At 48.5% G+C, this 18,758-nt stretch carries 16 protein-coding genes; 10 read left to right on the top strand and 6 right to left on the bottom strand.

The features are described from left to right. Positions 1-85 precede the first annotated feature (85 nt). The 4 genes from MRBLPE1_RS19975 to leuC all read right to left on the bottom strand — a co-directional run bounded on the left by MRBLPE1_RS19975 (position 86) and on the right by leuC (position 4,260). The gene (locus tag MRBLPE1_RS19975; protein ID WP_364148749.1) at positions 86-625 is read right to left on the bottom strand and encodes a GerMN domain-containing protein; all 540 of its coding nucleotides are present in this window, start codon (positions 623-625) and stop codon (positions 86-88) included. 19 nt (positions 626-644) lie between these two features. Next, positions 645-2,060 (bottom strand): N-acetylmuramoyl-L-alanine amidase, encoded by a 1,416-nt coding sequence (locus MRBLPE1_RS19980; RefSeq protein ID WP_364148751.1) that lies wholly within the window; start codon positions 2,058-2,060, stop codon positions 645-647. 156 nt (positions 2,061-2,216) lie between these two features. Next, a complete protein-coding gene (gene leuD, locus MRBLPE1_RS19985) occupies positions 2,217-2,816 on the bottom strand; it encodes a 3-isopropylmalate dehydratase small subunit (RefSeq protein ID WP_364148753.1) in 600 nt (199 codons plus the stop codon). Between the two features lie 28 nt (positions 2,817-2,844). Continuing rightward, a complete protein-coding gene (gene leuC, locus MRBLPE1_RS19990) occupies positions 2,845-4,260 on the bottom strand; it encodes a 3-isopropylmalate dehydratase large subunit (protein WP_364148755.1) in 1,416 nt (471 codons plus the stop codon). 163 nt (positions 4,261-4,423) lie between these two features. Here leuC and MRBLPE1_RS19995 point away from each other — a divergent pair, with 163 nt between their 5' ends. Further along, positions 4,424-5,317, top strand: coding sequence for a LysR family transcriptional regulator (locus MRBLPE1_RS19995; RefSeq protein WP_364148757.1), 894 nt, complete (start codon positions 4,424-4,426; stop codon positions 5,315-5,317). Here MRBLPE1_RS19995 and MRBLPE1_RS20000 read toward each other — a convergent pair whose 3' ends face one another. Further along, positions 5,318-6,118: a carbon-nitrogen family hydrolase gene (locus MRBLPE1_RS20000; protein WP_364148759.1), complete on the bottom strand. Its 801-nt coding sequence runs from the start codon at positions 6,116-6,118 to the stop codon at positions 5,318-5,320. It lies immediately after the preceding gene. 123 nt (positions 6,119-6,241) lie between these two features. Here MRBLPE1_RS20000 and MRBLPE1_RS20005 point away from each other — a divergent pair, with 123 nt between their 5' ends. The 9 genes from MRBLPE1_RS20005 to MRBLPE1_RS20045 all read left to right on the top strand — a co-directional run bounded on the left by MRBLPE1_RS20005 (position 6,242) and on the right by MRBLPE1_RS20045 (position 15,370). Continuing rightward, the gene (locus tag MRBLPE1_RS20005; RefSeq protein ID WP_364148760.1) at positions 6,242-6,703 is read left to right on the top strand and encodes a hypothetical protein; all 462 of its coding nucleotides are present in this window, start codon (positions 6,242-6,244) and stop codon (positions 6,701-6,703) included. An 86-nt stretch (positions 6,704-6,789) separates the two neighbouring features. After that, complete coding sequence (locus MRBLPE1_RS20010) at positions 6,790-7,980, top strand: pyridoxal phosphate-dependent aminotransferase (protein ID WP_364148762.1); 1,191 nt, start codon at positions 6,790-6,792, stop codon at positions 7,978-7,980. Positions 7,981-8,317: 337 nt separating this feature from the next. Then, the gene (gene proB, locus MRBLPE1_RS20015) at positions 8,318-9,424 is read left to right on the top strand and encodes a glutamate 5-kinase (protein ID WP_364148764.1); all 1,107 of its coding nucleotides are present in this window, start codon (positions 8,318-8,320) and stop codon (positions 9,422-9,424) included. Between the two features lie 17 nt (positions 9,425-9,441). After that, a complete protein-coding gene (locus MRBLPE1_RS20020; RefSeq protein WP_364148766.1) occupies positions 9,442-10,692 on the top strand; it encodes a glutamate-5-semialdehyde dehydrogenase in 1,251 nt (416 codons plus the stop codon). Between the two features lie 53 nt (positions 10,693-10,745). Next, entirely contained in the window at positions 10,746-11,615 is an 870-nt protein-coding gene (proC, locus tag MRBLPE1_RS20025) for a pyrroline-5-carboxylate reductase (RefSeq protein ID WP_364148768.1), read from the top strand. Then, entirely contained in the window at positions 11,612-12,841 is a 1,230-nt protein-coding gene (locus MRBLPE1_RS20030; protein ID WP_364148770.1) for a 2,3-diketo-5-methylthiopentyl-1-phosphate enolase, read from the top strand. Before proC ends, MRBLPE1_RS20030 begins: the two co-directional genes overlap by 4 nt. Beyond that, complete coding sequence (locus MRBLPE1_RS20035; protein WP_364148772.1) at positions 12,841-13,524, top strand: 2-hydroxy-3-keto-5-methylthiopentenyl-1-phosphate phosphatase; 684 nt, start codon at positions 12,841-12,843, stop codon at positions 13,522-13,524. Before MRBLPE1_RS20030 ends, MRBLPE1_RS20035 begins: the two co-directional genes overlap by 1 nt. Then, the gene (gene mtnB / locus MRBLPE1_RS20040; protein WP_364148774.1) at positions 13,521-14,174 is read left to right on the top strand and encodes a methylthioribulose 1-phosphate dehydratase; all 654 of its coding nucleotides are present in this window, start codon (positions 13,521-13,523) and stop codon (positions 14,172-14,174) included. Before MRBLPE1_RS20035 ends, mtnB begins: the two co-directional genes overlap by 4 nt. A 143-nt stretch (positions 14,175-14,317) precedes the next feature. Beyond that, positions 14,318-15,370 carry a MerR family transcriptional regulator gene (locus tag MRBLPE1_RS20045; RefSeq protein ID WP_364148776.1) on the top strand — a complete coding sequence of 351 codons (1,053 nt, stop codon included), beginning with the start codon at positions 14,318-14,320 and terminating at the stop codon, positions 15,368-15,370. Positions 15,371-15,516: 146 nt separating this feature from the next. Here the strand turns inward: MRBLPE1_RS20045 and MRBLPE1_RS20050 are convergent, their stop codons facing one another. Then, a complete protein-coding gene (locus MRBLPE1_RS20050) occupies positions 15,517-18,549 on the bottom strand; it encodes a family 43 glycosylhydrolase (RefSeq protein WP_364148777.1) in 3,033 nt (1,010 codons plus the stop codon). Between the last annotated feature and the right edge of the window lie 209 nt (positions 18,550-18,758).

Consider the following 18,758-nt stretch of genomic DNA (forward strand, 5'->3'; position numbering starts at 1 on the left):
CCCCCTGATAGTTTGTGTAGATTCAAGCAGAACGGCTTCGCCGCCCAAAAAAAGAGGACGGAGCGAAGCCATTGGTTTTATTGCCTTATTCCTTGTTCATTGGGTGCTCGAGCTCTACATGTCCCATAAGCGTTTCGATTTCGGCTCCATCGACCAAAAGTTCAATGGATTTAACAAAATCGAATTGGAACAACGTACTCTTGAGCGTTTCGATGACGAACATCTCTCCCGGAGCGCCCAGGCGAGCTTCATCCGGCAAATGAATATCAATTGTAACGAGCCCGTCAGCAAGTTCTACGGTCTTTACTTCGATTGGTTTCCATAAGGATAAGGCATTCTCGCCTGCGTCCTTCTGTAATTCGGCAATTGCAGCCTTGACCAAATCGGCATCCGTCTCGTAAGTTAATTTGACGGGTTGTTCAACTGTTTCATTCAGCTCTGCATCGGTTAAATAGATAATAGCTTCTTTCGTATTCAATACCGGTGTCGGTTCCGGGGCAGACGAAGCAGTTGGCGCTGCTGTACTTCCCAGGTTACTTTCCGGCTTGCCCTGTACACCACAGCCTACGATCGCAGCAGATAAAATGATGACAGCAAGCAGCCCTTGTGCTTTGAATATTTTCATTACACTGAACACCTGCTTTCTATTTTACTTTTAGATACTCCTTGATTCCGGCAACCATCTCGGCAGCAATACGGTTCTGAGCTGCATTGTCAAACAACATTTTCGCATCGACCGAGTTCGATAAGAATCCAGCTTCAATCAGTACCGCCGGCATGGTCGTTTGCTTAATCACTTTATAGCCCTCTTTCTTGAGGCCACGATCTTTAATTTTGGTAGCAGCAATCAAGTGTTTGTGAATGACTGCGGCAAACGCTTTGCTATTCTCGCGGTAATAATAGGTCTCTGATCCTGATGCCGCTTTGGCTCCGCTATTTGCATGAATCGACATAAATAAATCCGCTTTAAGACTCTCGGCAAACTTGACACGCTCGTCCAAGGATGGGTAGGTATCTCCCGTTCTTGTGAAATGAGCTTTAATTTTAGTTTCTTTATCAAGCAGCGCTTTCATCTTTAAAGCAATGCTTAGATTGAATTCCTTTTCCCATTTGTTCAACACGCTTTTCGCTCCGGGATCCGATCCCCCATGTCCGGGGTCAATCACGATATCGAAAACGTCATTGGATGCGGGAGGATTTTCCGGGTTGATGACAACCGGAGGTTCAACCGGAACGGTCGGATCTACGGGAACATCCTTAAGCGGCATAAACTTTAATTGGAATTTGCCCAAATCTTCCGTCATGACATAGCCCGTATTATCGGCAATCAAGATGACTACGCGTGCTACGGGAGGCGATTTCGAAAATAAGGAATAACGAAACCCGTCTAGATAAGTGCTGTCTGTAACATCGACTTCAAACTGCCCGTTCAAAAACTGCGTGTTCAAAATCGGGGTGAACGCCGTGTTCGGAAAATCAAATACAACCCTTTTCGGGTTATCGAGCAGCAATGGCTTATTGGCTTTGACTACGCCTTCATAATTAATGGTCAGCGTACTGTCTCCACTGTAAGCCACGTTCGTAATGATTCCAGCAGCTTCTATTGGTGCGTTTGGATCGCTCGGTTCCTGCGGATGCTCGTACATATGTACTTCTTTCTCCGTGGCTTTCCACTCAAAATCCAAGCCGAATTGCTCGCCGATAAAGCGAAGCGGAACTAATGTCGTACCTTTAATCACTGATGCTGTGGTATCCATTTGAACCTTTTGGTCATTCACAAGCGCAACATTGTCATTTAATATGAGCTTGATGACATTATTGCTGTGCGTGACCGTCGCTGTTTTGGAAACATTGTCCCAAAAGATTTGATAGCCGAGGCCTTCTGATACCGTCCGCACCGGAACGACTGTCGCATTGTTGATGATCTGCGGGTTGACATCAGATTTTAACTGCTGACCATTCAAAAACAGCTTTGGGACGACCTCTGCAGCTTGTCCTACAGTGGCGAACATCGTGAAAAAAACCGACATAAACAACAACATGGATACAAATCTTTTCATTTCCCACCTCGATGACTGAAATTGCCCGCATCGAATGAGTGCATTCGACTTTTACAGACGAAAATATAGACGCAGCTTGTCAGAAAAAGTTGCGTTAAAAGGAAAAAAGAGGACGATTCGCCCTTTCGGGCAAAATCATCCTCATTTTTTGTTAGATTAAACTAAACGAGCGGCGTGTTTTTGCTCGTAAGCCGTGATTTTAGCCTCATGTTGAAGCGTCAATCCGATATCATCAAGCCCTTGCAGCAAAAATTGACGACGGTGTTCATCCAAGTCGAACGAGATCGTCAAACCATGCTCATCGGACAGCTGTTTATTTTCCAGGTCAACCGTCAGCTTGTAGCCTTCGAATTTCGCTGTACGCTGGAACAGCTCTTCCACTTGCTCTTCGCTAAGCTTGATTGGCAAAATACCGTTCTTAAAGCAGTTATTATAGAAGATATCCGCATAAGACGGAGCGATAATTACTTTGTAACCATAATCAAGAATAGCCCAAGGCGCATGCTCACGTGAGGAGCCGCAGCCAAAGTTCGCACGGGATACGAGTACGGAAGCACCCTCGTAACGCGGTTTGTTCGGCTCGAATTCAGGATTTACGTTGCCGCTCTCGTCAAAACGCCATTCAAAGAATAGGAATTGACCGAAGCCGCTGCGCTCGATGCGCTTTAAAAATTGTTTAGGTATGATTGCATCAGTGTCGACATTGACCCGGTCGACCGGGGCGACGATGCCTGTAAGTTGTTTAAACGGTTCCATATCGGTTATACCCCTCTCTCGCGTTCAATTAGTTCAACACTTCGGATTTAATTTCCCAATCGCGTACATCTGTAAAATGACCTTTAACTGCCGCAGCTACTGCCATTGCTGGCGATACAAGATGCGTACGTCCGCCGCGTCCTTGACGGCCTTCGAAGTTACGGTTGGAAGTGGATGCGCAGCGCTCGCCTGGTTTCAATACGTCAGGGTTCATCGCTAGGCACATGGAGCAGCCTGCATCGCGCCATTCAAAGCCAGCTTCCGTGAAGATTTTATCAAGCCCTTCTTTCTCGGCTTGGATTTTTACGCGGCCCGAACCCGGAACGACAATAGCCGTAACACGGTCGCTAACCTTGTAGCCTCTAGCAATTTCTGCTGCAGCGCGCAAATCTTCGATCCGGCCGTTCGTGCAAGAGCCGATAAATACATAATCAATCGCGATTTCATTCATTGGCGTACCTGGCTTCAGATCCATGTACTCAAGAGCTGCTTCAGCCGCTTTACGTTCGTTCTCTGTTGGAAGATCAGCAGGGAATGGAACTTTAGCCGTGATGTTCGTACCCATGCCTGGGCTAGTACCCCAAGTCACCTGCGGGATTAGAGCATCAACATCGAAGTGAACGACTGTATCGTACTCAGCGCCTTCATCCGTTGTAAGCTGTTTCCAAGCTTCAACCGCTTCATCGAAGTTAGCCGGCGCATATTGACGTCCGCGAAGGTAGTTAAAAGTTGTTTCGTCCGGAGCAATAAGACCAGCGCGAGCGCCTGCTTCAATGGACATATTACAAACGGTCATACGCTCTTCCATAGTTAAGCTGGTAATCGCTTCACCAGTGAATTCAATAACATATCCGGTTGCGAAATCTGTACCGTATTGAGCAATAACGCCTAGAATCAAATCTTTTGCCGTCACGCCCGGTTTGCGTGTGCCGTTGAAACGAACCTCCAGCGTTTTTGCTTTCGATTGCTGCAAGCACTGGGTTGCCATAACATGTTCAACCTCGCTCGTGCCGATACCGAACGCCAAAGCGCCGAATGCGCCGTGGGTCGAAGTATGGCTGTCGCCGCAAACGATTGTTTTACCCGGATGCGTAAGTCCAAGCTCAGGTCCCATAACGTGAACGACACCTTGGTCGATGCTGTCAAGATCAAACAGCTTTACGCCGAAATCTTTACAGTTTTGAGTTAGAGTGTCGATTTGCTGCTTGGAGATCGGATCCGTAATATTAAAACGATCCTTTGTAGGTACGTTATGATCCATCGTAGCGAATGTAAGGTCCGGACGGCGAACCTTGCGGCCGGATAGACGTAGGCCTTCAAATGCTTGCGGAGACGTTACTTCGTGAACGAGCTGCAAATCGATATAAATAACGCTTGGCTTGCCTTCTTCTTGATTAATGACGTGATTATCCCAAATCTTCTCAAACATTGTCTTTTTCGTCATTATATTCACCCCATCGTTTCATGAAATCTTCTGCTTTTCTTAACTGAACCTACTATAGCATTTCTTTCTTCATTGATCCAAGATATAATATCTATAAAGTCTATAGGTAATAACTATAATGGAAGTTTCTTAGCTTAATCAAACAATAAAGGAGATGGCTTATATGGAATTAAGACAATTAAATTATGTTATCCAAATCGCCACGGAGAAAAATTTCTCGCGCGCCGCGGAGAAGCTTCATATTGCGCAGCCCTCGCTTAGCCAGCAGCTCTCCAAACTAGAGCAGGAAATTGGCGTGCTCTTGTTTCGCCGTACGACCAACTCCGTAGAGTTAACGCAGGCCGGACAGGTGTTTGTGGATAAATCGCAAGCCATTCTAGATGCCGTCGAGCAGCTTAAGCAAGAAATGGACGATATGGCGCAAATGCGACGCGGCCGGCTGGTCGTCGGCACCCTCCCGATTACCGGGTCCCATATTCTACCCCTCGTTTTGCCTGTATTCGGTTCGCAATACCCGCAGATCGAAGTGGTGCTCGTAGAGGACACGACAGCCAAGCTTGAACAGCTTACCGCGAGCGGAGGCACGGATTTGAGCCTGCTTTCCCTTCCTCTTATCGATAATTCGCTTTCGTATGAGCCCTTTCTGGAGGAAGAAATTTGCTTAGCGGTTCCGCCTAACCATCCCCTTACTCGCAGAGAGGATCCGATCGATATCGCCGAGCTTGAAGAAGAGCCCTTTATCGGTTTAAAGAGAGGGCAAGGCTTCCGCCAAATTACGGTGGATTTATGCGAGCAATCCGGCTTTACGCCGCGAATCGTATTCGAGAGCAGCAATATCGAGACGATCCAGTCATTGGTAGCCGGCGGCATGGGAATAGCCTTTGTCCCGCAAATGCTGACGCGGGTCAAAGGCTCCGAGTTTGCTCCTGTGTATTTGCCTTTGCATCCTAAACCAACCAGAACGCTTGTTGTCGCGAGCCGCAAGGGACGATATTTGTCCAAAGCGGCGGATGCCTTTATCCGTACGCTGAATAAAACAATAAGCAGCTATCGGTAATTAAGCTTCATATATAGTGGGCCTGCGATCTTCAAAAACCGGGATCTTGGCACGGACCGAATCGACGAGCGACAAATCGATATCGGCATACAGGATCGTTTCTTCTTCGCCGGCTTCCGCAATCGTTTCTCCCCACGGATCCAGCACCAAGGAGTGGCCGAAAAATTGCGTATCTCCGCTCGTGCCCATGCGATTGCAGGCAATCACGAACATTTGATTCTCAATTGCGCGCGCCGTCAGCAGCGTTCTCCAATGGTGCAGGCGCGGATTCGGCCATTCGGCTGGTACAAACAGAAGCTTGGCACCCTCCAGCGCCAGCTTTCTGGCCAGCTCCGGAAACCGGATATCATAACAAATCATCATCCCCGCTTCCGCGCCTTCGAGCGTAAGCTTGCCCGGCTTATCTCCTGCAGCTAAATATTTTTCCTCATCCATCAGACGGAACAAATGTATTTTTGAATAGTCAGCAATCACTTGTCCGGAACGATCAAAGGCATAGATGGTATTTAATACCTGATCGCCTTTCGTCTCGGCAATGGATCCCCCAATGATATTTACGTGATGCTTTCTGCTGAATTCGGACAAGTACGCCCGGGTACGGGCTCCATCCTGGTCTGCTAACGTTTTGATTTCCGTCAGCGCATAACCCGTATTCCACATTTCAGGAAACATAATGACATCCGGCTTGTTAGCTTGGCTGACCGCTTCTTCAAGCAGGCTCTCGAGCTTCGCGAAATTAGCTTCCGGATTTCCCGCTTCTATGTTCATTTGCAGCAGCGCAAGCCGCAATTGTTGGCCCATCTTACGATTCCTCCCGATATTGCTTTTTTTCCCTAATGATACCCTGTCATGGATCTGTGTCAAGATGGGAACCGTAACATCGAGGAAATTACTACTTTTCTATAAAAAAGGAGAATGTCTGTTATGCTTTCAAAACGAATAGCCGCAATGCTCCTGGCTTGCTGCTCGCTTTTCCTATTTGCCCAAATTGCTGCTGCCCACCCTGCCCACAGCGCGCCAAGCTCCGAAACCGGATTAAAGCCGGTGCAGGTATTTGACGTGGCCGCAGGCAAAGTCATCAAAACGATTCCTAACGACGCACAGTATCAAACATTTGCTTCTTCATGGGTCAACTCCATAACCGGGCTTGCTCCACAAGTGACGACTGACGAGAGCTGCAGCTATGTATTCCGGGTGCCGCTTGAAAAAGCAGTGACCATTAAACAAAATGATGTATCGGTCACATCGGATGATCTTTTCCTTTTTTACTGCAAGGATAAGCCGCCGATCCTGCTCGTTTTCGACGAGAAACGCAGACCCTATTTGTTCCTTTTCAAAGCCGATATCAAGCCGTTCATTCAAAAAGTAGGCGTTCCTGCCCTATAGGCTCCGCTTCTCTTCTCCCGGCATTCATGCTACATTTAAGCTATTGCTTAAATAGATAGCGATTTTGCCATGTGGAGTGTGAGGGAATGGAAACACAAATCGGTAAACATCTTATTCAACCCGCAGATCGGATGAATGGTCTTCCGACGCAATTTTTTGCCAAACTGGTCGCCAAAGCGAATGCGCAGACGGCCAAAGGACGCGATGTCATCAATTTGGGACAAGGCAATCCGGATCAGCCGACTCCTCCCCATATTGTTGCGAAGCTTCAGGAAGCTGCGGCTAATCCGTTATACCATAAGTATCCTCCGTTTAGTGGTTATCCTTTTCTAAAGGAAGCCGTCGCTAAGCGGTACAAAGAAGATTACGGCGTAGACGTAGATCCGACAACCGAGGTTGCGATCCTCTTCGGCGGAAAAACCGGACTCGTTGAAATCAGTCAATGCCTGCTTAATCCGGGCGATGTCTGCCTTGTCCCTGATCCCGGTTATCCTGACTATTGGTCGGGTGTAGCGCTGGCCGGTGCCGAAATGGTATTCATGCCTTTAACGGAGCAAAATGATTATTTGCCTGATTACGCAGCGATTAGCCCTGAACAAGCGGAACGTGCCAAGCTGATGTTTATGAATTATCCGAACAATCCGACAGGCGCGGTTGCGAATGCCGAGTTTTATGCTCAAACGGTCAAATATGCTGAGGAGCATGGCATTGTTGTTGCAAGTGATTTCGCTTACGGCGCCATTGGCTTCGACGGCAAGAAACCGGTCAGCTTCCTTCAAACGCCGGGCGCGAAGGAAGTGGGCGTCGAATTTTACACGCTGTCCAAAACGTACAACATGGCCGGTTGGCGCGTAGGTTTTGCCATCGGCAATGCCCAGATCGTGAAGCTGATCAATATGATTCAGGATCATTACTATTGCAGCCTTTTCGGCGGCATTCAAGAAGCTGCCGCTCTCGCATTGACTGGCCCGCAGGATTGCGTTGCTGAATTAAGATCGATGTATGAGAGCCGCCGCGAGGCGCTGTTCAGCGCTCTAGATCGTATTGGCTGGAAAGCCGCGCGCCCCGGCGGTTCCTTTTTCTGCTGGCTGCCGGTTGCCGAAGGCTATACCTCCGAAACCTTTGCCGATCTTCTTTTGCAGGAAGCGGATGTCGTCGTCGCTCCCGGCGTAGGATTCGGCACGCATGGCGAAGGCTTTGTCCGGCTCGGTTTGCTTACTAATGAAGCAAGGCTGCAAGAAGCGGTGGAACGGATCGGCAAACTGAATTTATTTTAAGGACGATCCGCCGTTTGCCTTGCTTTACAGCGGCTTTGGATCGTGATATGCTTGTAGGAATTGAACATGAAACGTGATGACGGGACTAGTAAGCAAGATGGGTCGCGATCAGAGAGTAAATTCCATGGGCTGCGAGAATTTACCGAAGGCCGCTTGCTGAACCTACCTCCGAGCGGCCGGCTATGAACCGGACAGCGCCTTCTGTTATAGGCTTAAGCTGGATGACCCATTATATTGGGGTCATCAACAAAGGTGGTACCGCGGAAGCTAAGACTTTCGTCCTTTATGGACGAAAGTCTTTTTGTTGTCACGAAACAAGCATAGGATGGGATTAATGATGACGGAACGCATAGTCGTAAAAATTGGCAGCAGCTCGCTGACCTCCGAAGAAGGCGGTCTGAACCGCGAACGCATTCAGTACTTCACATCGGAGCTGGCCTCCTTGCACAAGGAAGGAAACAGCGTCATGCTGGTAACCTCCGGCGCGGTTGCAGCCGGATTTCGCCAAATCGGGTACGCTGCCAAGCCAAAAATCGTACATGAAAAACAAGCAGCCGCAGCGGTTGGTCAAGCGCTGCTCATGCAGGCGTATCAGGAAGCTTTCAATGGCTATGGCATTGTCGCCGCGCAAATACTTCTGACCCGCGCGGACTTCTCCAACCGGCGCCGGATTCAAAATGCGCTGATGACGATTGAAGAGCTTCTGCGGCTCGGGATCATCCCGATTATTAATGAGAACGATACGGTAGCCACCGATGAGCTCGTCCTCAAATTCGGAGACAATGACAGCTTATCCGCGCTGGTAGCCGCGATGACGAAAGCAGCCAAGCTCGTAATCATTACCGACATGGACGGCTTGTATACGGAGGATCCGCGTAAAAATCCGCAGGCGGTCAAAATCGAACGCGTCGATCAAATCTCCGAGGATATCATGAAGGTAGCCGGCGGTGCAGGCTCCTCTGTCGGCACTGGCGGCATGCGCTCCAAAATCGAAGCAGCCCGCATCGCGATGCGCGGCGGCGTCCATGCATTTATCGGCAAGGTGCAGCTAGAAGGAGATTTGACGCTTGCCGTTCAAGGCCGCGGCCGCGGTACATACTTCGATACGAAGCTGAACAGCCTGCCCATGAAGAAGCAGTGGCTGGGCTTCCACTCGATTCCTCTAGGTCGCGCTGTCGTCGATGACGGGGCTGCCCATGCCTTGCTGGAAGGCGGAAAAAGCCTTCTTCCTGCCGGCGTCGCGGAGGTCCATGGAGAATTTTTGCCGGGCGATATTATTGAGGTCGCGAATCAACAAGGCGAAACCATCGGCCGAGGTGTCGTCAACTACGCAGCTTGGCAAATCCAAGCGGTAGCCGGTCTTAGCACGGAAGAAGTTAAACGAAGAGTCGACGTAGCCCGCATCGAGTTTATTCATCGCGATGAATGGATTACATTAAAATAATAAGGAGGCTATCTTCTATGGCCAGCGAAGTTAGAACGAAAGCAGCTTTGGCTCAGGATGCTACAGCCATCATGAACCGATTGACAACCGAACAAAAAAACACGGCACTCCTGCGCATGGCGGATGCCCTGCTTACGGAACAAGCAAACATTATCGCCGCAAACGAGCTTGATTTGCAGCGTGGACGCGAGCAAGGCACGAGCCCTTCCCTGCTCGACCGCTTGTCGCTGAATAGTGATCGCGTGGCCGCCATTGCCGAAGGACTTCGGCAAATCGTCGAGCTTCCGGATCCGGTTGGCGAGCTGCTTGAGCATTTTGACCGTCCAAACGGTTTAAAGATCAACAAAATCAGAGTGCCGATCGGCGTTATCGGCATGATCTATGAAGCGAGGCCGAACGTGACGGTTGATGCCGCAGGCTTATGTTTGAAAACAGGAAATTGCGTCGTGCTACGCGGCGGCTCGGCGGCGCTTGAGTCGAATCGCAAAATCGTTGAAATCTTAAAAAATGCGCTTCATGCTACCGATATGCCAGCAGATGCCATTCAGCTTATCGAGGATTCGGACCGCGCTTCCGTGAATGAAATGCTAAAACTGAACGGCCTGCTCGATGTCGTCATTCCGCGCGGAGGCGCATCGCTTATCCGAAACGTCATCGAGAACGCAACCGTTCCTGTCATTGAAACCGGAGCAGGCATTTGCCATACCTTCGTCGATGAAAGTGCAGACTACACGATGGCCGTTGAAATTGCTTTTAACGCCAAGGTCCAGCGTCCTTCGGTTTGCAACTCGATGGAAACCCTGCTTGTCCATGAAACCTTTGCAGGTCAGCATCTTATTCCGCTTGCGGAACGTTTCCTCCAAGCCGGCGTCGAGCTTCGCGGCTGCGAGAAAACCGTTGCCCTGATACCAGGCACAAAATTGGCTTCGGATGAGGATTTTGGCACAGAATATAATGACTATATCATGAACGTCCGCATCGTTTCTGATCTGGATGGCGCACTGTCGCATATTCGCCGCTTCAGCACGAAGCATTCGGAATGTATCGTTACGGAAAACAAAGACAACGCAGAGCGCTTTATTCAAGATGTGGACGCGGCAGCGGTATATCACAATGCCTCCACCCGCTTTACCGACGGCTTCGAATTCGGATTCGGCGCGGAAATCGGTATCAGCACGCAGAAGCTGCATGCTCGCGGTCCAATGGGACTGCCTGCTTTGACCTCCACCAAATATCAGATTTTTGGAAACGGCCAAATCAGAGGTTAATTCAATCCAGCAATCATTATTTCTAACATACGATTTTACGGAGGAATGCCACGATGTCGCAATTAACTCAAACCAACATTTCCACCCTTAAGCTTTGCTTCTTCGGCGCAGGATCCATGGCTGAGGCAATCGCGAGAGGTTTGATCAATAAAGAGCTTATCCAAGCCAAACAGATCTCTATGCTAAACCGCCAAAATGCTGAACGGCTTGCTGAGCTGCACGGGCAATACGGCGTTCAAACCATATTGCAAGGCGGAGCAAATGAATCTTATATGCGGAACGCGGATATTATTTTTCTCGTGATGAAACCAAAGGATGCTGCCGAAGCCATCGCTTCGATCAAATCCTTTGTTTCTCCGAACCAACTGATCATTTCTGTTATAGCCGGCTTATCGATCCGTGCAATCGAGCAGCTGCTAGGCGGCCAAACGGCCGTCGTTCGCGTGATGCCTAATACTTCCAGCACGATCGGGCTTGGTGCTTCCGGCATAAGTTATTCGGATAAAGTTACGCCGCAGCAGCGTTTGCTTACGGAAGCGATTTTCAGCTCTGTGGGCATTAATGCCGTCGTCGACGAATCGCTCCAGCAAGCGGTGACCGGCGTGTCGGGCAGCGGTCCTGCTTACGTTTACTATTTCATGGAATCCATGATCGAAGCGGCTGTTCAGTTAGGCTTAACGGAATCAGCAGCTAAGGATTTGGTCGTTCAAACCGTTCTGGGCGCGGCGGAAATGGTCCGCCATACCGGTGAAGAGCCGGCGGAACTTCGCCGCAAAGTAACCTCCCCTAACGGAACGACCCAGGCCGCTCTTGAGCTAATGGCCGAAAACCGCTTTGCCGAAACCATCCATAAAGCGGTTCATCGTTCTGCTGAACGCGCAGGTGAACTAGGCGAAGCCATTGAGAGGAGCATTAACGAATGAACGGAGTATGCGTAGCCACTTACCGCTCTTATGACGATAAAGCGGATTTTAATAAGAAGGCGCTCTCGATTGCTGTCGGATTGACTGTCGGAAGCTGGACTGAACTGCCTGAAGCACAGAAAGCAGAAATGGAGAAGCATCTCGGTAAAGTATTGTCCGTCAGCGTTCATGAGCCGGCCAATGCCGCGCCTGGAGAACGTTATGCCGATATCGCTATTGCCTATCCCGATATCAATTTCAGCCGTGACCTCCCTGCCCTGCTCGTTACCGTATTCGGCAAGCTTTCGATGGACGGCAAAATCAAGCTGATGGATTTGGACGTATCCGAGGATTTTGCATCTGCTTTTCCTGGGCCGAAATTCGGGCTAAACGGCGTCCGCGACCTGCTTGGCGTCAACGACCGTCCGCTGCTTATGAGCATTTTCAAATCCGTCGTGGGCTATGATTTGGCTAACCTGCAGGATCAATTTTATAAACAAGCGCTCGGCGGCGTGGATTTAATCAAGGACGATGAAATTTTATTCGAAAATCCGCTTACACCGCTTGAGAAGCGTGTCGAAGCCTGTATGGACGCTGCTCGCCGCGCTGAAGCGGAGACGGGTCAAAAGCTTCTGTACGCTGTAAATTTGACTGGACCTACGTCCCAGCTTGCTGCCAATGCCCGTAAAGCAATCGATGCGGGTGCCAATGCGCTTCTTTTCAATGTGCTTGCCTACGGATTTGACGTACTGCATGAGCTAAGCAGCGATAAATCAATTCACGTTCCCATAGCTGCGCATCCCGCAATGGCGGGCGCGATGTATCCCTCCCCCCATTACGGCATCAGCGCATCCTTGCTGCTAGGCAAGCTGATGCGGCTCGCTGGGGCAGATCTTGTGCTATTCCCTTCCCCATATGGCTCGGTCGTGATGCCGAAGGAAGAAAACTTAGCGGTTAAGGATGCATTGCTTGCACCACTGCATGGACTACGGACAAGCTTCCCTGTCCCATCCGCGGGCATTCACCCTGGTCTAGTGCCGCTCATACTGAAAGATTTCGGCACGGATGTTGTCGTTAATGCCGGAGGCGGCATACATGGGCATTCCATGGGCACCGCCGCAGGCGGGCAAGCATTCCGCCAAGCGATCGCTGCCACGTTAAATGGCGTTCCGCTCCGCGATGCAGCTGAACAAGCCGGCAATGAGCCGCTGCAAGCGGCAATTCAAGCCTGGGGGATCAAAGAATAATGACAGACAACAAAACAGCTAAGAAACGCATCGTGTTCTGTGATTTCGATGGGACGATTACGGTAAATGACAACATCATTGCGATTATTAAGCATTTTAACCCGGAGGGCTGGGAGAAAATTGCGGAGCAGACGATTGCCCAGGAGATTACCATCAAGGACGGCGTAGGGCAGCTGTTTCGTCTCCTTCCTTCTTCTATGCAGAAGGAAGTCATTGCGTTCAGTATCGCAAATGCCCGCATTCGTGAAGGATTCGCTGACTTCCTCGACTATTGCAAGGAACAGCAAATCGAATTTTACGTAACGAGCGGCGGAATTGACTTTTTCGTGTATCCCATACTCGAGGCGTTTAATATTCCAAGGGATCATATTTATTGCAACAGCAGCGACTTTAACGGCGACCGCATTGAAATATTATGGCCGAATCCATGCGATGAGCACTGCACCAATGATTGCGGCATGTGCAAAACGACGATTATGCGCCGTTTTCCGTCTGAGCAGTACGAACGTATTATTATCGGCGACAGCGTTACCGATTTCGAAGGCGCCAAGCTTGCCGACGTTGTTTATTCCCGCTCGCATTTAACGGTAAAATGCAAAGAGCTTGGACTTTCTCATCATGAGTATGAAACGTTCCATGACATTATCCAAAGTATGAATACCGAAAGGAAGATCGTGCAATGAGCTTTCAACAAATCGCTTTAGAGGATAAACAGCGGGCGCTATCCGAGCTTCGCGAAGTAAAAGAACTCTTCGCTTCACGCGGATGGTTTCCCGGCACAAGCGGCAATCTATCCATCCGAGTCGGAGATTTTAATGCTGATGATTTTCAGTTTGCGGTGACGGCCAGCGGCAAAGATAAAACCGTACATACGCCGGAGGATTATCTTTTCGTTGACCAAGACGGCAAGCCATGCGAAGCCACGCGGTTAAAGCCGTCCGCGGAAACCTTGATTCACTGCGAAATCTATAAGCTGACAGGCGCAGGAGCTATTTTTCACATTCATTCCGTCTTCAACAGCGTCATTTCCGAATACTTCTGGGATCGCAAGTCTGTTCCGGTTGACGGCGTTGAGCTGATCAAAGGATTTAATATTTGGGATGAGGAAGCCCATATCGATATTCCTATCGTTTCGAATTTTGCCCATATCCCTTCGATCGTGCCGGAAATTACGGAACGGATCGTCAAAAACATTCCGGGCATATTGCTGAGAAAGCACGGTATCTATGCTTGGGGCGCCAATGCTTTTGAAGCAAAACGCCATCTGGAATCGTTCGAATTTATTTTCGAGTACGTTTACCGCATGGAGCTGCTTATGCGCGGCAACCGATAATTGCTCTTGAATAGATGCCTCTTAAGCAAAATCGCTGCGGAGGCATCTATTTTTATATTCGATGGCCGTTTTGCTGCATCACGCAGCTAAGTCCGGTTTGCTGCATGTGAACGCTTGACTTTGACGTTACGGAAACGTTCATAATGGCATTAGAGGTGATGATTTTGAAGGTGCATGAGGCAGCTCGGCTGCTCGGCGTTACTCCCCGTACGCTGCGCTTTTATGAAGAAAAAGGACTAATACATCCCAGCAAGCTGTCGGAAAACAACTATCGATCCTACTCCGAGCATGATCTTACCCGGCTGCGCTGGATTATATCGTTGAGAGAGCTGGGTATCTCCTTATCTTCTATCCATGAGGCGCTTGCTTCCATAAATGAGCCTGAAGCTTTTATTCGCAAGGTTGAGAGTGCACGCGCTCAATTATACGAACAATGGATTACCGCTTCGAAAGCGCTGCAGTCGCTTGATGTTACGATATCCGAATGGCGGCACAGCCGTTTTCCCGAGCTGGATCAAATCGAGTATGCTGCCGAAGAAATGAAGCGCAACCGGCTGGTCCGCGCTTCTTGGAGCGATCAATGGAATTATGATGGTTTAGCTCTGCAGCACGGGTTTGATACGCCTCTCGTTTCGCTTGGCGGACTGCTGTCTGAGGAGCAATATAACGATGCCTTAATTAATACGGTAGAATGGCTAGATCCGGGAATGGACGAGCTTGGTTTAGAGCTGGCGCCCGGCAGCGGCAATTTATCCGCTTTGCTCGTAAGAGCAGGAGCAAAGCTCACCGCAGTCGAGCAATCCGCCGAGATGCTTGCAATCCTTCGGGGAAGGCTGCCTGCCGTAGAGGCCAGGCCGGGGAATATGTTAGCCTTGCCGCTGGCCGCGCAAAGCTATTCCTTCATCGCTTGTACCTTTGCCATGCATCATCTTAACCCTGACCAGCAGCTTATGGCGCTTGAGGAAATGGATCGTGTGCTCCTTCATGGCGGCCGCCTCGCTGTTACCGGTATCATGAAACTGCATGATGATGATGATGTTTTGAAATCAGCTTTTTTCGAAGACAAGATTTCACCGACAACCTGGCATCCCTCCTTGGCTTCCAGCCTGATAAACTGGCTTGAAGGCAAAGGGTACTCAACCATGCTGGCCAGTCTAACACCCGTGACGGCGCTTCTTTATGCAAGTAAACCGTAGACTGCATTCTAGACTATCCTTTGCCGGGAATATGCGTACAATGAAAAAGCCAAGTCATATTGACGAATGAACGTCCGCGACTTGGCTTCTTCCTATGCAAACTTAATCAATCGGAATAGCTGGCACCTTCATTGCATTACATTGCCTTATTGAAAAATTGCGCTTGCAATAACTGCTAGATCAGCAACATCAATGACGCCGTCGAGGTTGGTATCCGCTTTTTTGATCCTATTCCAATCCGGGCTGGTCGAATTTTCACCATAGCTGGCAGCAACGATGGCGAGATCGCCAATGGTCACTAATCCATCTGCGTTCATATCACCCGATTTTGAAGCATGGACTGCATTCTCAAATGCGTGCAAAGCCAGGTTTAAAATGCTTACGGCGTGATCGATGGCTGCTTGGCTTTCAGCGCTCTCGGATGCTACTTTGGCTGCTGTAATCGCATTTTCCAATGCAGCTTTGGAGCCAACCGGGTATTGCCCGGGAGCATTGCCTTCCACCGCTGCATTTACCGCGGCTTGGGACTCAGCAATTAACGCATGTAATGCTTCTTTGTCCAGATCATTAATGCCAATGACTTCCAGGTTATGCGTGACTGGGGCAAGCGTTGTCTCTGCGCCCGTTCCGTTCGCAAGCTGTGCCCGGGATAAGGTAATGCTTGTGTTAGCCGTCTCTTTGATCGCTTTCCAGGTTAATTTAAGCAAATCCCCATCGGTCGTGACAGGATGATCAGCCCCTTGACTTGCAAGCAGAATCCGGACTTGGCCAAGGACTTCCGTTTGAGAATCAATGACCAGCAGGCCATCTTTTAGGGATACTGCCGAAACAAAATCAAGTTTATCGGGATCATAGTTGAAGATTAGATCCTGAGCATAAATAGCATCTTCCATGCTCGTCGGTACATGGGCTAAACCATAGTTCACCTCGAAGTCATTTCCCAACGAAACTTGGGACATGCCGGCAAGTGTGCCCGTTACATCCGATGAAAAATCCGGATTTGGAACATCTGCCTTATACATCGTCAAAAAGTCCACATTCACATTACCTATACTCCCGTTATCAATACGATAACTGATTACATTTTTCCCTGCTTGCAGGTTCAAACGTTCAGAAGCCGTAAACCATTCATCCCAGCTGATTGCCGTTTTGTCTGGCGCAACGGTCTTTACGAGTACACCATTTACATATACATTGATTTTTGCTCTTGCAGGCAATTGCGTCGTAGGATGATTGGTTGATTCCCCATTCACTTGTACGCCGTATGCATATCTTACGCCTACGATATAATCGCCTTCTTCTACCGCATTTACGACAAAGCTTGCTTCAGCACCCGAAGTTTCCGGCAGGTTAATATAACCTGTCCCTTGATAATTGGCATGGGTGTATTCTTTTGTAATGCTGCCAAAGTGAATGGCATCCTCTGCTTGATACATTTCGCCTAATCCTAAATCTCCAGAAGGCAATTCTTGCCATTCATGGGGGGAGACAGGCTCACCGAAATTAGGCGTACCATCTTCATTCCAACCGAATTTCTTTAAATTTACTTCACGCCACCAGTTACGTTCCGTATCTTGGTAAACGCGTGAATGGTAAATCATCCAATCTTCCGTACCATCTGCAGATTTCACAAAACCCGCTCTGGCAGAACCAGATACATCACCGGTAGAAACGAAAACATCATTTGTACGGGTCCAAGAAGCCGGGTTTAAAAAGTCCCCGTCTGTATTCGTAAAATAAGATAAACGGTAATCATTCGATGCATAGTCACCTTCTGACATGGTGATAAATACTTTTCCGTCTTTTTGTAACACACGAGGTCCTTCCCCGCCCCCGCCTGGCAAGAATGACCGATCAGCCGTTATCGTGTAGGGGTTATCCATCGGAGCAATTGCCGGACCGATTGGCTCTCCGAGGCCTAAGGTTCCCCAAACCGCATAAAGCTGGCCATTGTAGTCAAATACCGTAAAGTCGTTTGCTTGTTTATACTCGCCATTTTCACCAGCATATAATGCGCCTTTATCCACATATTCCCCTTGCGGATCATCGGTAACGGATTCTAAAACCGTTGCCATATGTTTGTAGCCATATTCTTTTAAGTCGGCACAATAGTAGATATACCATTTCCCGTCAAAGAAGAAGATTTCCGGAGCGAAAATCCGCGTTTGCGTTCCTTTGGAATCAAATACCATTACCTTTTCGCCTTGGTCTATCAGGGTACGGGATTTGGATACATATACTTTATTGTTAGAGTCTAAGTTACTGGAAGATACAAAGTAATAAAATCCGTCCTTATAAGTGACAAAGGGGTCCTGACCTTGATAAAGCGGGTTGTTAAACTTGTCAGAAACCGAAGAACTCGTGATACCCATTTCTTTCATAAAATCGGAACGTGCAATGGAGACGTTCGCAATCGCCGCTATTAATCGTTCTGCTTTCTCTCTGTCACCCATCTCTTCGTCATCAATCGTATGAAGCAAGGCATCCGCAGTTATTTGCTCGGCACTTAACTTATTGAATACGATTTCGTTTACGTTTTCAGCAAAGTTTTCTATTAAATAATCGACCTTTTGAATTTCTGCTGCCAAATCAGCTTTTTTTGTTGCGATTATACGATCAGACGGCAAATAAAGTGCTGATTCAGGAACGATCTCTCTATTTTGGCTTGCGCTTTCCCATTCCATTCGAAGCCAAGTACCTCCCCAGCCTTGCAGATATTCAACTTTGATATCATAATGTTTTCCAGCTTCCAAAGATACCGGAGCACTTACCTGAGGGACTTCCCAAGTTTGCTTCCAAAAGTCAATAATCATCTCCCCGTTAATCCATAATCTGAACCCGTCATCACCTACCATATGGAAGGTATAATCTTCTGTATATTCCGGTACGATGGTACCTGTAAAAATTGCGGTATTATAATCGGGTGTACCTGAAAATTGATTAAAAATGCTTGAAAAAGAATCACCATTTAAATTGGCAACAACTCTTTCTCCTCGCAGATCATCGAAATTAAATACACGAATATCTTCCCGATTATTGGGGTTTTGGACGCATTTATAAAATTCACCCAATAATCCGTGACCATCCATCGTTGAATCTGCAGCCTGAACCTTCATAGGTAAGTTAATCATGCCTGCAAAAAGGATCATTGCCAAAAGTAGTCCGATTGCTCTTTTCAACCTTGTTCCTCCTTTTCTCTCATTCGTTTCCGCACTCCATTCATAAGCAATATTTTCCGCAGGATTCCTCCTTTTCCCAATCTTATTGCGTGCTACAAACGTAACACATTTTTAAAATTATATATTTCTAATATCCCGATCTTTTTTAAGATTTTCTATCCTTTTTTAGCTGCGGCTCGTTTTGTCACCCGTATAAAAAAAGAGGCTAA

Origin of the sequence: Paenibacillus sp. LPE1-1-1.1 (assembly GCF_040676435.1) — a bacterium.
Lineage (GTDB): Bacteria > Bacillota > Bacilli > Paenibacillales > Paenibacillaceae > Pristimantibacillus.

What these genes read in the sequence shown, in the direction of transcription:
- MRBLPE1_RS19980 (WP_364148751.1), bottom strand. Translation starts at nt 2,060, where the DNA reads ATGAAAAGATTTGTATCCATGTTGTTGTTTATGTCGGTTTTTTTCACG.
- MRBLPE1_RS20020 (WP_364148766.1), top strand. Translation starts at nt 9,442, where the DNA reads ATGGCCAGCGAAGTTAGAACGAAAGCAGCTTTGGCTCAGGATGCTACA.
- proC (WP_364148768.1), top strand. Translation starts at nt 10,746, where the DNA reads ATGTCGCAATTAACTCAAACCAACATTTCCACCCTTAAGCTTTGCTTC.
- MRBLPE1_RS20010 (WP_364148762.1), top strand. Translation starts at nt 6,790, where the DNA reads ATGGAAACACAAATCGGTAAACATCTTATTCAACCCGCAGATCGGATG.
- leuD (WP_364148753.1), bottom strand. Translation starts at nt 2,816, where the DNA reads ATGGAACCGTTTAAACAACTTACAGGCATCGTCGCCCCGGTCGACCGG.
- MRBLPE1_RS20030 (WP_364148770.1), top strand. Translation starts at nt 11,612, where the DNA reads ATGAACGGAGTATGCGTAGCCACTTACCGCTCTTATGACGATAAAGCG.
- MRBLPE1_RS20000 (WP_364148759.1), bottom strand. Translation starts at nt 6,118, where the DNA reads ATGGGCCAACAATTGCGGCTTGCGCTGCTGCAAATGAACATAGAAGCG.
- proB (WP_364148764.1), top strand. Translation starts at nt 8,318, where the DNA reads ATGACGGAACGCATAGTCGTAAAAATTGGCAGCAGCTCGCTGACCTCC.
- MRBLPE1_RS19995 (WP_364148757.1), top strand. Translation starts at nt 4,424, where the DNA reads ATGGAATTAAGACAATTAAATTATGTTATCCAAATCGCCACGGAGAAA.
- MRBLPE1_RS19975 (WP_364148749.1), bottom strand. Translation starts at nt 625, where the DNA reads ATGAAAATATTCAAAGCACAAGGGCTGCTTGCTGTCATCATTTTATCT.
- MRBLPE1_RS20005 (WP_364148760.1), top strand. Translation starts at nt 6,242, where the DNA reads ATGCTTTCAAAACGAATAGCCGCAATGCTCCTGGCTTGCTGCTCGCTT.
- mtnB (WP_364148774.1), top strand. Translation starts at nt 13,521, where the DNA reads ATGAGCTTTCAACAAATCGCTTTAGAGGATAAACAGCGGGCGCTATCC.
- leuC (WP_364148755.1), bottom strand. Translation starts at nt 4,260, where the DNA reads ATGACGAAAAAGACAATGTTTGAGAAGATTTGGGATAATCACGTCATT.
- MRBLPE1_RS20035 (WP_364148772.1), top strand. Translation starts at nt 12,841, where the DNA reads ATGACAGACAACAAAACAGCTAAGAAACGCATCGTGTTCTGTGATTTC.
- MRBLPE1_RS20045 (WP_364148776.1), top strand. Translation starts at nt 14,318, where the DNA reads ATGGCATTAGAGGTGATGATTTTGAAGGTGCATGAGGCAGCTCGGCTG.